General features: G+C 69.8%; 9 protein-coding genes. 1 reads left to right on the top strand and 8 read right to left on the bottom strand.

Annotated elements, in window-relative coordinates; genetic code table 11:
- Positions 1-720: 720 nt before the first annotated feature.
- Both ACSP50_RS20205 and ACSP50_RS20200 read right to left on the bottom strand, forming a co-directional pair.
- Entirely contained in the window at positions 721-1,461 is a 741-nt protein-coding gene (locus ACSP50_RS20205) for a hypothetical protein (protein WP_014691117.1), read from the bottom strand.
- 133 nt (positions 1,462-1,594) lie between these two features.
- Positions 1,595-2,947: a glutamate decarboxylase gene (locus tag ACSP50_RS20200; RefSeq protein WP_014691116.1), complete on the bottom strand. Its 1,353-nt coding sequence runs from the start codon at positions 2,945-2,947 to the stop codon at positions 1,595-1,597.
- 584 nt (positions 2,948-3,531) lie between these two features.
- Here ACSP50_RS20200 and ACSP50_RS20195 point away from each other — a divergent pair.
- The gene (locus tag ACSP50_RS20195) at positions 3,532-4,128 is read left to right on the top strand and encodes a hypothetical protein (protein ID WP_043511785.1); all 597 of its coding nucleotides are present in this window, start codon (positions 3,532-3,534) and stop codon (positions 4,126-4,128) included.
- Positions 4,129-4,359: 231 nt separating this feature from the next.
- Here ACSP50_RS20195 and ACSP50_RS20190 read toward each other — a convergent pair whose 3' ends face one another.
- From ACSP50_RS20190 to ACSP50_RS20165, 6 genes are all read right to left on the bottom strand, one after another.
- Positions 4,360-4,890: a hypothetical protein gene (locus ACSP50_RS20190; protein ID WP_014691114.1), complete on the bottom strand. Its 531-nt coding sequence runs from the start codon at positions 4,888-4,890 to the stop codon at positions 4,360-4,362.
- Positions 4,887-6,956, bottom strand: a complete 2,070-nt coding sequence (locus tag ACSP50_RS20185; protein WP_099343820.1) for a galactose oxidase early set domain-containing protein — start codon at positions 6,954-6,956, stop codon at positions 4,887-4,889. The genes ACSP50_RS20190 and ACSP50_RS20185 overlap by 4 nt, the downstream gene beginning before the upstream one ends.
- Before the next feature lie 53 nt (positions 6,957-7,009).
- On the bottom strand, positions 7,010-7,915 hold the full coding sequence (locus ACSP50_RS20180) for a polyprenol monophosphomannose synthase (protein ID WP_014691112.1): 906 nt from the start codon (positions 7,913-7,915) through the stop codon (positions 7,010-7,012).
- The gene (locus ACSP50_RS20175; protein WP_014691111.1) at positions 7,912-9,480 is read right to left on the bottom strand and encodes a glycosyltransferase family 39 protein; all 1,569 of its coding nucleotides are present in this window, start codon (positions 9,478-9,480) and stop codon (positions 7,912-7,914) included. The genes ACSP50_RS20180 and ACSP50_RS20175 overlap by 4 nt, the downstream gene beginning before the upstream one ends.
- Positions 9,477-10,715 carry a glycosyltransferase gene (locus tag ACSP50_RS20170; RefSeq protein ID WP_231956986.1) on the bottom strand — a complete coding sequence of 413 codons (1,239 nt, stop codon included), beginning with the start codon at positions 10,713-10,715 and terminating at the stop codon, positions 9,477-9,479. The genes ACSP50_RS20175 and ACSP50_RS20170 overlap by 4 nt, the downstream gene beginning before the upstream one ends.
- Positions 10,716-11,179: 464 nt before the next feature.
- Positions 11,180-12,193: a hypothetical protein gene (locus ACSP50_RS20165; protein WP_155123565.1), complete on the bottom strand. Its 1,014-nt coding sequence runs from the start codon at positions 12,191-12,193 to the stop codon at positions 11,180-11,182.
- Positions 12,194-12,196 lie beyond the last annotated feature (3 nt).

Raw genomic sequence — 12,196 nt, 5'->3', positions numbered from 1 at the left:
TCTCATCTGAGCTGTTGAGGCACGGGGCAGCCAGCAGGGCACCGATCGTGAAAGACGGCGGGGGCACCCCGGGTCGGCGGAAGCAATGGCTCCCTGAAGGTCACAGCCACCCACCGCCCCGGCTGTCGAGAGGACGCTACACCGGGAGGACAGCAGCGCGGCGCCGACCGCTTCGGCTCACCATTGGCCGCCCGACCCGTCGTGGTTGGTGGCGAGCATCGTGGACGCCCAGTGGTCGTCGCCTCCGCTTCCGGTCCCGCGGAGCGAGGTCCTCCTCTGCCGCTGGTTCTTCGCCAGGCCTCGCAGGGCCGTCGCCGCAACCTCGCGAGGCGCCCTCGCTCGCCGCCGAACCAGGAGAACCACAGCAAGCGCGGCCGGCACCACGCCGATCATCACTGTTGTCACCACGCCCGCACTCCTCATGTCCGTAGTGTGCGCACCCCTGGCAACCGCCACCGACTGCCCGGACGCAGCGGGTCATGCCGCAGCCGAAGCCGAGCTCGTTGAGCAGCCATTCCCCAGCGGATGCCGGTGAACAAGACGAACAAGATGCCGCACGACCCGTCGTGGTCGTCGACCGGCCGGCGACCAGGGCCCGACCGTGACCGCTGCTTGGGGACCAGCGATATGCTGCCGAGGCATACCGGCTTCCGGACCGCCCCGGCTACCGCCTACTCGTCACGCCGGCCGGTGATCGCGGCCAGACGACGAGCTCGCCGCTCAGACACAGTCCCAGTAGAAGCGCCCCTCCCGCAGGTCCTCACTGAGGAACGCGTATCCGGTCCCGCCGCCGAAGTTCAGCGTGAACGGATTGCCACCCCAGCCGTCCGACCCGTCCAGCTGGAAGAAGAACCGCCAGCTGTCGTCCAGCACCTCGGACGTCCACGGCTGCCAGAGGATCGGCTCGCCCCCCACGTAGCTGCGCCACTCCACGTACGCGTCGTCGTCAGGCTCCGGCAGCCCACCCCGGGCCGCCCGCTGGAACGCCGCCGCCCGCTCGAACGCCGCCGCGTCGGCCGGATCCGGATCACGAAGATCAAGAGACAATTCAGCCGGTACGCGGTCCTCCCACGACGCCCCCCGCCGCCACAACGACGGCCCGCTCCGGCGCGCCTCCCCCCGCACGAACCCCGGCACCCGCCCGCCCGGCTGGACCAGCAGCGCGTTCTCCCAACCCTCCGCCAGGAAGGTGCCGTCCTCGTCGCTGAGGAACAGGTAGGCCATCCGGGTATCCGGCCCCGGCAGCGGGAACTGCCCCACGAACGTCATCGCCGCACCGGACGTCCCGGACACCGGCCAGAACGGCTCATCCAGCCAGAACGGCTGCCCGCCGAGCTTGGCGACCGGCCCATCGATCGCCCGGTCACCGACCCGCCAGAACAACTCCCGCCGCGGCGTCAGCCACCGATCGAACGGCCCCGCCGCCCCCGGCGACAGCTCCGCATCCTCCAGCCACACCATCGGCCCATCCTGCCACCCGGACCAGGTCTTCGACGTCTTCCTCGACCTGTGCTCCGCTCGTGCACTCCCGTTGGCCGGTGAGTCGTCGGCTCTGCGCCCCTCGGGTCGCGGCGCATCGCGCGGGATCAGCCGGTCAGTGGCCCGGACCGGTGATGATTCTGCGGCGTTCGGACTCGTGGGCGCCGCCCTTGTTGTCCAACGTGGCGCAGGCGTCGTCGATGTCCTCGGCGAGCAGGTCGACATGTTGACGGGTCATGGTCTCCTTGACCAGCGCCCGCATGATCGTCACGTGTTGGGCGTTCGGCGGCAGGGTGTAGGCGGGCACCATCCAGCCGCGTTCGGCGGACAACTGCCACGCCAGGTCGAACTCGTCGTATCCGTTGTCGGCGGCCAGGCGGAACGCCACCAGCGGAAGCTGCTCCTGGTCCGCACCGATCAGCTCGAAGCGGTTCATCGCCGCCAGCTTCTCGCCGAGCGTACGGGCGTTGGCCCGCATGTTCGCCATGATGTATCGGTATCCGGCACGGCCGTAGCGGACCAGGTTGTAGTACTGGGCGAGGACCATCGCGGATCCCGTGGAGAAGTTGAGGGTGAACGTCTTGTCGGTCTTGCCGAGATAGTTCTCCTCGAAGACGAGGTCCTCGGCCAGATCCGCCCGTTCCCGGAAGATCAGCCAGCCGATGCCCGGATAGACCAGACCGAACTTGTGCCCGGATACGTTGATCGAGCGCACCTGTTCGAGGCGGAAGTCCCACGGCGAGTCCGGGTAGAGGAACGGCCACACGAAACCGCCGCTGGCGGCGTCGACGTGCAGCGGCACGTCCAGGCCGCGCTCGCCTCTGATCCGTAGCAGCAGATGGTTGAGGCCGGCGATGTCGTCCTTGTGCCCGGTGAACGTCGTCCCCAGCACGGCCGCGACTCCGATCGTGTTCTCGTCGAGGTGGGGTTCGACATCCTCCGGCCCGATCGTGTACCTGCCGGGCCGCAGCGGCACGATCCGCGGCTCCACGTCGAAATACCGGCAGAACTTCTCCCACACCACGTGGACGTCGCCGCCGAAGACCAGGTTCGGGGAACCGGTGTCACCACGCCGCTTGCGCCAGTTCCACTTGAGCGACAGACCGGCCAGCATGATCGCTTCGGAGGAGCCCTGGGTGCGCGCGCCGGTCGTCTCGCCCGGAGCGTGGAAGAGGTCGGCGATCATCCGGATGCAGCGCTGCTCGATCTCCGCGGTGAGCGGATACTCGGCGTGGTCGATGAAGTTGCGGTGCAGGTTGGCGGCGATCAGGCGCTGCGCCTCCGGCTCCATCCAGGTCGTGACGAAGGTGGCCAGGTTCCGGGCCGGGTCGCCCTCCAGCGCCATCTCCTCGGCGACCAGCCGGAAGGCGTCGGTGGCCGTCATACCCTCGTCCGGAAACGTCCGGCTCGGCACCTCCTGCGTCACGAACCGGTTGCCGAACAGCGCGGCGTCGGCGTCAGTGCTCATCTGTCCCCCTGCGAATAGTGGCCGGAAGCATCAGGACGGCGACGGTCCATGACCGCTCGACGTCACTCAACCCGCGCTGGACGACCTCAGCCGGCGACAGCGACGCCGGCGGGCGGGCTGCCCCGGCAGCGGCTCCCTCCGGCCAGCGCACCCGGCGACGACGACCGCGCCGGCGATCAGCGAAACCCTCGCGCGGTGCCCGATCATCCGATCCGTCCTCCACTGTCGGCGGCGGCTCAGTCTGGCGCGGCGGCCCGCCGATTCCGTCATCCCCCGCGGATGACCGGATCGCCCCGCGGCGATACGGCGATGCGGCGGTCGGCGAGCGGTTCGAGGTCACGCACACGCCACCGTCGACCTTGCTCGGCGGCTCCGGGGGAACGAGGGCGAAGGCCACGACGGCGGACGATCGAACGCCGGGAAGCCCGGGCCGCCACACCGGGCGGCGAAGAGCTGGAGCAGATCCGTCTGATCGCCCGGTCGCCCGCCCGCCGACCCGGTGAACCGGCGCATCGGCGCCGAGGGTCGATAGACTGGCCGATGCCGCCAGAGTCGGCATGCAGCTCGGAGGAAAGAGCGATGGGATGACCGCCGCCGGCGTAGTGGACACCGCCGCGCTGTCGATGTTGTGGGACGACCGGTGGCCCGGCTGTTCGAAGCTGCCTTACGAGCTTCGCGATGTCAGAGACCGGTGGATACGGTTTCACACTCTGCCCGGATCCAAGCGCTATCCCGGATCGGATGCCGAGTACGAGATGGTCCTCGCCCGGCACAACAACATCCTTGACGAGTTGGTGACCGGCCCGACGGTCCTGGTGGCCACTGCCGGTTATTCCGACACCGCACAGCCACAGCAACCATGCCGGTCACCGGAGACCCTGGCCGTGCACCCACGCGCCGTGTATTGGACGAGCGTCTGCATCGACGACGAGCCGGGGTTCGAGAGCTGGATGCACCTGTACGTCAGCCGGCTGTCCTGGTCGGTAGGGTGCCTGGATCCGTTGTTGCGTCGGGTCGCTGACGATGTGATCGCCAACGTGCTGGTCGCGGATCCCGGCTTGCGATGGCTGTATCACCCCTATGACGGCGGCATGGACGTCATGCTGTCCACCACGGCCGAGCGTGACGCTCTCCGGGACCGGCATCAGGACTGGTTGTCTTCGCACCCGGGCGGCTTGTGACTCGCATCTGACAGGATCGCCGAGGGACGTAGGGTGAGCTTCTCTCGATGATCGAGCACCGTGCCGGTATGTACGTCGACCGTCCGAGGTAGGACCGCGCTTTCGCCGTGGTGACCGGTTCTGACCTTGCGCGCGGGCCCGGTGAACCCACGGGCTTCCAGGGGTCGGCCTCGGTGCGCACGGCGGCCCTACGGATTTCCGCAGGGCCGCCGCCGTACCACTCCGCCGGAATCAGCCGCAGGCGGTGCCGTTGCCGTCCGCGTCGAGCTTCTGCCGGTCCTTGCCCACCACCTTGATGTGGGTGAAACCGTGGGCCGCGAGCCAGGCACAGTGATCGGTGACCCCGGTCGGGTAGACCAGCGGGATGCACTGCGCCTGCGTCCCATAGTTCCGGTCACAGCCGTCGACCGTCGGCGCCACCTTGACCGGCGTCTTCGGCGACTTCTGCGGGCGGACCCGGGCCCGCCCGGGCTGGGCCGCGAACTGCTGCACGAACGGCGCGGGTGCCCCGTGCGGCCGGGGCCGGGCGCCCGATCCGGAGCGGGAGGTGTTCTCCTCCCGGCGCTGCGGAGAAGCGGACTGGGCGGCGGCCCCGGGCACGTCACCGACCGGGTCCGGCGAGCCGGCGAAGGAGGCCGACGGGCTGACGAAAGATGCCGGCGAGCCCGCGAAGGAGGAGGGTGACCCGGTGACCGTCCAGGCCGCCGCACCGCACACCGCGGCGGCCGCCACGGCGATTCCGGCGAATCGAATCCGGATCATCCGACATGCACCCACTTCGCGACTGAGGGGACTCCGTTGGTGCCGACCGCGAACAGCATGTACCAGCCGGGCGGCGCCAGGTTCGGGTTGCTGGTCAGGTTCAGGCCGATGGTGTTGCCGGTGACCGTCATCGGCAGGTCGACGAACCGCTGGTTCGGGTCGCTGGAGTGGGTCACCGCGGCCGGGCGGATCAGTTCGGCCTTGAGGATCGGCGCGTCGACGGTGATCGTGTGCGAGGTGCCGTACGCCCACTGGGTGTCGGGCATCGCGGTGATGTGCGGGCGCGCGCCGTTGGCCAGGTAGGGCGGGGAGTACACCGAGATCCGCATGTCGAAGGTGCCGTTGCCGGGGTTGTCGCCGACCGCCATGACCCGGCCGTCGGGCAGCAGGAACGCCGACGAGTGGTAGGTGCGCGGCACCGGGTCGGTGGCCATGCCGGGGGTGAAGGTGTTGGTGGCCGGGTTGTACATCGACGCCTCGTACACCGGGTCGGCGCGGTTGTGCAGGCCGCCGCCGGTCTCGAAGACCTTGCCGTCGGGCAGCAGCACCGCGGAGACGTACATCTTGCCCTGGGTGCCGGTCTCCGGGACGCCGCCGGTGAGGGTGCCCCCGGGCAGTGCCGGGCCGGCCGTGTAGACCGGGTTGGCCTGCTTGAGGTCGATCAGGTCGGTGAGCCGGTGCGCGTCCGGGTTGGTCTCGATGTTGCCGCCGCCCATGGTCAGCACCTTCTGGTCCTGGGCGGGCGGCAGCAGCACGCTCATCGACTGGTCGCGCTGGTCCTTCTGGCGCAGGCCGTCGACCGGGGTGATGGTGTTGGCGGTGTAGTTGTAGATCGACGAGCCGGTGCCGGGCAGGCCGTTGCCGAAGACGTGGCTGCCGGTGTAGAAGAGCCGGCCGTCCTGCATCAGGATCATCGACGGGTACAGGCCCCAGAAGTTCCAGCTCTGGTGTGCCTCGTTGAGTCCGAGCCAGCGCTGTTGGGCGGTGGCGAAGTACTGGGTGGCGACCGTGCCGGAGGAGTCCTCGCCGAGGCCGCCGAGCGAGATGATGTCGCCGTTGCCCATCTCGGTGGCCGACGGGTACCACGATCCGGAGGTCATGTCGTTGACCCGGGTGTAGGCGTTGGTGGCCGGGTCGAAGACGTACGAGGTCTTCAATCCTTCGTAGCCGTGGCTGCCGTCGGCGGCCGGATAGTCCTTGTTGCCGCCCATCACCAGCACCCGGCCGTCGGGCAGTTGCACGTGCCCGGAGCAGAACAGGTCGGCCGGGGTGGCCACCGTGGTGAAGGTGCCGTTCGACGGGTGGTAGACGGCGGTCTTGAAGGTCTTGGCCGCGAAGTCGTCCGGGTTGTTGCCGGAGCCGGCGACCAGCAGCACGTCCCCGTTGCGCAGCACCACCGAGTGGATGCTGCGGACCGGCGAGTTGAACGGCATCACCGCCCAGGTGCCCTGGGTGCAGGCGGCGCCGGCGCTGCAGGACTGTTCCGGGGCGGGCTGGGTGGCGTCGTTCATCTGGTAGTCGTCGGTCAGCAGGGTGCCGACGCCGTAGATGGTGATCCCCCAGACGATCTGGTCGGTGTTGGCCGGCACCTGCGGGGTGCGCACGGTCTTCTGGGTCCAGGCGGTGGTCACCGGCAGGGTGGCCAGGTCGGTCCAGTACACCCAGCCCTGTGCGACGTCGTGCCGGAACATCGTCATCACGGTGTTCGCGGTGCTGGTCTGGTACCAGGCGGACAGATCGTACTGGTGGCCCGGCGTGACGTTGGGCGCGCACGAGGTGTCTTCGAGCATCATCGCCTTGCGGTCGCCGGAGCCGGCCGAGCTGATGCTGATCTGCATGGCGTTGGCGCCGCTGTGCGCGGTGTGCGAGACGGCGAAGCTGTAGCCGCTGGAGCCCCAGCCGGACTTCTCCCAGCAGACCGGGAAGCCGGTGCTGTCCAGAGCTTCCAGGCCGGGGTTGCCGACCAGGTTGGCGCTGGCGCCGGCCGGCAGCTGAGGCAGGCCGACGAAGAGCGCCAGGGCCAGAACTATCAGCTGGGCGATGCGGAGCCGGTTGCGCCGGCTCATCAGTGGACGGTGCGGGTGGGTCACGGACGCCCCAAACGGGTCGGTGGGTGGGTTCATCGGGGCCGGCCGCCCAGTCGCAGCCGACCGACGTGTTTGAGGAACCGCAGGCCCTCGGACACGGTCGACTTGGATTCGCCGGCGAACCGGGCCTGGAAGGTGTAGGGCACCTCCACGACGCGTCCCGGCCGGTTGCGCACGATGAGTTCGAGCAGGATCTTGTATCCGAGCGGCCGCAGCCGCCCCGCGTCGAGCGAGCTGGCCCGGATCGCGAACAGCCCGCTCATCGGGTCGCTGACCGCCAGCAGGCTGTTCCGGAAGAGGGTCTTCACCAGCAGCGTCGACCCGCGGGACACCAGTTTGCGGTATCCGTCGGCCAGTCCCCCGGTGCTGCCGCCGGCGGTGTACCGGGAGCCGACCACCAGGTCGGCCCCGTCGCGCATCCCGGCCGCGATCAGGTCGGGCACGATTTCCGGCGGATGCTGCAGATCGGCGTCCATCACCACGATCCATTCGCCGCGGGCGATCCGCATGCCCTCGACCACCGCGCCGCCGAGGCCGCCCGCACCGTCGTCGCGGTGGTGCACGGTGATCGGCATCGGGTAGGTGCGGGCCAGGTCGCGCAGGAGGGCCACGGTGTCGTCGGTGCTGTCGTCGACGAAGACGATCTCCGTCTCGGTGTGCGGCAGTGCCGCGGCGAGCCGGTCGAGCAGCGCGTGCACGTTGTCCCGCTCGTTGTACGTCGGCACGATGATGCTCTGCCGCAGTGCGGTGCGGGCGCCGGGCACGCCGATCTCGCCGGGCAGCACGGCCCGGGTCCGCCCGGGCTTGCGATACCGGTCGAGCGGGACGGTCTTGTCGCCGGGTGTGACGGTGGCCCGGATCGGGGAACCGGGGGTGACGATGGCCCGGATCGGGGAACCGGGGGTGACGATGGCGCGGGCCCGGGAGCCGGGGGTCATGAGTTCTCCTGTCGGTTGATCCGGCGGACCTCGATCCGGCCGCCGTCCGGGCCGAACCCGGCGACCACTGTCGAGTGGGTCAGCAGGGTGTTCACGGTCGGCAGCGCGCTCGGGTCCTGCCGCAGTGCCGGGGTGGAGACGATGTAGTCCACGTCGTGCCATCCGTGCGGCAGGGTGGCCTTCACCGCCGGGTCCAGGTCGAGCTTGTAGAACCAGATCACCTTCTGCTGCTGATATCCGGCGCGCACGCAGTCGAGCCACAGCACGTCGTCGACGACCACGGTGGTGTGCGCCCGGTCCAGCACCGCGGTGCGCAGGTAGTCGGCGGCCGCCGCGTACCCCGCGTTGTCCTCGGCGGTCAGCGCCCGCTCGTTCCCGGTCCACCAGCGCGGCACCACCAGGACCGCGGCGAGCAGCGCGAGTACGGCCAGGGCGGCCGGCCGGATCCAGCGCCGCGGCGCCAGCACCGCGAGCTGGTCGAGGGCGCCGGCGATGGCGATCGCGAAGAACGGCAGGATCTGCACCACGTACATGGCCGGCAGGTAGCCGCCGGGCCGCAGCGCCACGAGGGTCAGGATCAGTCCGGCCACGGCGGGCGGCCGCAGACGACGTACCGCCACGATCGCAACGGTCGCGACCAGGCCGGCGATCAGAATGATGGGGTCGTAGAACAACCACGAGTGCAGCAGCTGGTTGGCGCCGGATCCGGTGGTGAAGATGCTGCCCGAGCCCGAGCGGTTGGCCAGCTGGAACTGCCAGGCACCGATCAGCGAGACGTGCCCGGGTCCGGGGAACAGTTCGCCGCGCAGCAGGGCGTACAGCGGATAGAACGCGCCGACCAGCACCAGCCCGCTGGCGTAACCGCCGATCGCCCACGGCCGGGTCGAACTGCGCGCCGCGTTCTGCCAGAGCGCGACCAGCACCGCGGGCAGGGTGACCAGCATGGTCTCCTTGCTGAGCACGGCGATCGCGGTGGCCGCGCCGGCCGCGGTGACGTGCCACAGGTGCCGGCGCGGGGAGAGGACGAGGGCGAGCGCGCCGAGCATCCAGGCGACCGCGAAACTGTCCAGGTAGATCTCCCGGTCCATGGTGACGGCCAGCGGGGACAGTCCGAAGATGAGCAGTGCGGCGGTGGCCGACCAGACGGCCATCCCCATCCGCCGGCAGATCGTGTAGACCAGCATCAGGCTGGCCGCGATCACGGGGAGCATGGCGATCCGCCCGGCGGCCACGGCCGGGCTGTGCACCCCGAACACGCCGGGCAGCCAGGACAGCGCGGCGAGCTGGATCCACGCCAGCGGCGGATGGTCGTACCAGTAGGTGTAGTGCGCCAGGCCCCGGCCGTGCGCCACCGCCCAGGCCTGCGCGAGGTAGGTGCCCTCGTCGTCGCTGGCGCCGGGGAAGCCGGTGATGTTGAGCGCGTAGACCGTGAGGATCAGCGCGGTCACCGTCACCATCAGGTAGGTCTCGGGGTTGCGGCCGCGGCGTCGCCGCCGGGCGGGTTGTTCGGTTGCGGTGGCGATTGCTTGGGTACGGTCGTCAGCCGCGTCCAGGAGAAGACTCACGCCGCGGCACCGGCCTCGGCGGGCGTGGCATTGCCGTGCAGGTGGGCGCCGACGTGCGCGGTCAGCTCCCAGTTGCGCCGGCCGGTGTACTCACGCCACACCGCGCGCAGCGCCGCCACGCTCAGGACCAACGCGTACGGGAAGGCGCCGAGGGTCAGCCAGGCATAGTGCCGGAAGCCGATCCTGAGGTTGTACTGCAGGCCGAAGTCGCGCAGCCCGACGGTCTGGAACACGATGTTGGCCAGCATCGGCACCACCGGCACGAAGGTGGCCAGGGCGATGCCGACCGGCAGGTCCGCCCAGAGCGCCGCGCCCACCCCGACCGGGATGGCCAGGCCGGAGAACGCCTGCAGGAACGGGCCGGTGAGGGTGTAGCGGGCGAGCAGCCGCTGCCGGAACGACGGTAGCCGGCGCCACTCCCCCTTGCGCAGCACCTGCAGGAAGCCCTGGTTCCACCGGGTGCGCTGCTTGAGCAGGCTGCCGATCGAGTCGGGCGTCTCCTCCCGGGTGACCAGCGACGCCTCGTAGGCGACGACCACCTTGGCGCCCCGGCTGGACAGCCGTACCCCGAGGTCGCAGTCCTCGGCCAGGCAGGTGCCGTCCCAGCCGTTGGCGGTGCGCAGCACGTCGGTGCGGACGAACACGGTGTTGCCGCCGAGCGGGATGAACCCCTTGTCGGCGTGCAGGTGCAGCCGGCTGCGGAACCAGAAGAAGTACTCCAGGCAGTTGTGCAGGCTGTACCAGCTGGAGTGGAAGTTGATCAGCTGCACGCCGCCCTGCACCACGTCGGCGCCGGTGGCCCGGAACGCGTGGTCGACGTGTTCCAGCAGGTCGGGGTGGACCTGGTCCTCGGCGTCGAAGACGCCGACCACGTCACCGCGTACGTACGGCAGCGCGGTGTTCAGCGCCCGCGGCTTGTTCTTCACCTCGTTGTGGTCGGTGACCACCAGGATCCGGTCCGGCGCGCTCGCCGCGACCCGGTGGGCCACCGCGGCCGTCTCCGGGTCGTCGTGCCCGATGATCAGGATGATCTCGTAGCCCTGGTGGGTGGAGCGCAGCAGCCGCTCCACCGTGTGTTCCAGCACGGCCTGTTCGTGGCGGGCCGGGACGAGCAGCGAGAAGGTGACCCGGTGATCGCCGTCCGGCTCCTCGAACCGGGTGGCGGCCAGCGTCTCCGGCGTACGCCAGGCGTGCATGGTCCACCACAGCGTCACCGCGGCGAATACGGAGAGCACGACGGAAATTGAAATCATGACGGCGGCAGCCAAGATCGGAGGCCCTTTCGGCAAACTGCGGCAGCTCAACGGAAATGGTGTGCGGCGAGACTTTATCGCTGCGCGCCGGGTGCAATTCAAGTCGATCAGAGCACATTCCCCTGATCCAGTGAGCCGTGCCAATATAGCCGCTATTGTCCGTTTGGCTACGCTTGCACAGATCCGAAAATCTGGGACAAGACATGAAAAGGCATCCGCCCCGACCGTGGGAGCGGATGCCTTTTCGTTATCGCTTTCAAGAAAGAAGGTAAACCATCTAGCCTATTTCCCGACATCCCGCTTGCGGGGGATCTCGCGGCGACCTTGCCAAGATCGATTCGCCGGTACGCGGTTACCCGTTCTAGCAGGTGGCGGACCTCCGCCACCCCGCGGCGCGCCCGCCCGGGCCGGGATCACCCGATCGGGCGCGGCACCGCGGAGGGGGATCAGTCCGTGTCGGTGGAGAGCAGCTCGTAGTCCTGGGCGGTGACCTCACCGCTGGTCGCCGGGGCCGGCTGCACGCCGGTCTGGCCGTACCGCGAGATCCGGATGACCAGGGGCGGCTGTGGGGTGATCGGCTCGGCCGGCTGCGAGGCCATCCGCTGGTCGGGCATCGACACGGTGAACTCGGTGAGCCGGCCCTGATCGTCCAGCACGGCCCGGTAGGGCATCGCTTTGGCGCCGACGCCGTACAGGTAGGTCGGGTCGTTGAACAGCTTCTGCAGCTCCGGATCCTTGCCGGTGGCGTCCAGCGTCCCGGTGATCACGGTGCCGGATCGCTGGGCGCTGGTCACCGCGGCAATCAGCGTCCCGGCTCCGGTGGCGTCGGGCCGCCGGGCGTCGGGCAGCCGGGCCATGGAGTCCAGGCCGCTCTGCTCCTCGATGGCGGCAGCCGCGATCAGTTTCTTCTCGTCGGCGGCGACCCAGTGCTCGCCGTCGAGTCGGGCGTAGCTCTGCTCCACCGAGCGCAGCTGGGCGCCGCTGAGATGTTTGCGGTAATACCCGAGAAGCTGGGCGCGCAGCTCCGGGTTCGCGTCGAGCAGGTATTTCAGGTAGAAGTGCGGGCCCACGCGCGCCATCGCGAAGGTGTCGGAGTGCTCGATCAGCACGCTGTCGGGCAGGTGCACGACGCCCTGCCGGATGTCGGCGACGTCGCTGGCGCCGCTGCGGGTGAAGGTGTAATCGCCGGCGGCCAGGGCGGTCACCGAGTCGCGCAGCGCCTGCCGGGCGTCGCCGGGCAGGGCGGTCCCGGCGGCCGGGCGGTCCGCCCGATGGTCCGGGCCGAGCACGGTGATCGCGACCGGCACGGCCAGCACCGCCGCGGCGGCCGCCGTGACGACGGCCAGTCGCCGGCGCGTCCGCCGGCGGTGCGCGAGGTGCAGCACACCGGTGGGCGGGAGTGGATCGGTGGAGCGGGCCATCTCGTTCATGGCAGTCCTCAGGTCGTCTTCGGTAGGCATGGT

This window comes from Actinoplanes sp. SE50/110, assembly GCF_900119315.1.
Classification (GTDB): Bacteria; Actinomycetota; Actinomycetes; order Mycobacteriales; family Micromonosporaceae; genus Actinoplanes.
This window is presented reverse-complemented; position numbering and strand designations above follow the sequence as displayed.

Bases quoted from the DNA above. Each gene is read 5' to 3' on its own strand.
- ACSP50_RS20205 (WP_014691117.1), bottom strand. From the start codon at position 1,461: ATGGTGTGGCTGGAGGATGCGGAGCTGTCGCCGGGGGCGGCGGGGCCG.
- ACSP50_RS20200 (WP_014691116.1), bottom strand. From the start codon at position 2,947: ATGAGCACTGACGCCGACGCCGCGCTGTTCGGCAACCGGTTCGTGACG.
- ACSP50_RS20195 (WP_043511785.1), top strand. From the start codon at position 3,532: ATGACCGCCGCCGGCGTAGTGGACACCGCCGCGCTGTCGATGTTGTGG.
- ACSP50_RS20190 (WP_014691114.1), bottom strand. From the start codon at position 4,890: ATGATCCGGATTCGATTCGCCGGAATCGCCGTGGCGGCCGCCGCGGTG.
- ACSP50_RS20185 (WP_099343820.1), bottom strand. From the start codon at position 6,956: ATGAGCCGGCGCAACCGGCTCCGCATCGCCCAGCTGATAGTTCTGGCC.
- ACSP50_RS20180 (WP_014691112.1), bottom strand. From the start codon at position 7,915: ATGACCCCCGGCTCCCGGGCCCGCGCCATCGTCACCCCCGGTTCCCCG.
- ACSP50_RS20165 (WP_155123565.1), bottom strand. From the start codon at position 12,193: ATGCCTACCGAAGACGACCTGAGGACTGCCATGAACGAGATGGCCCGC.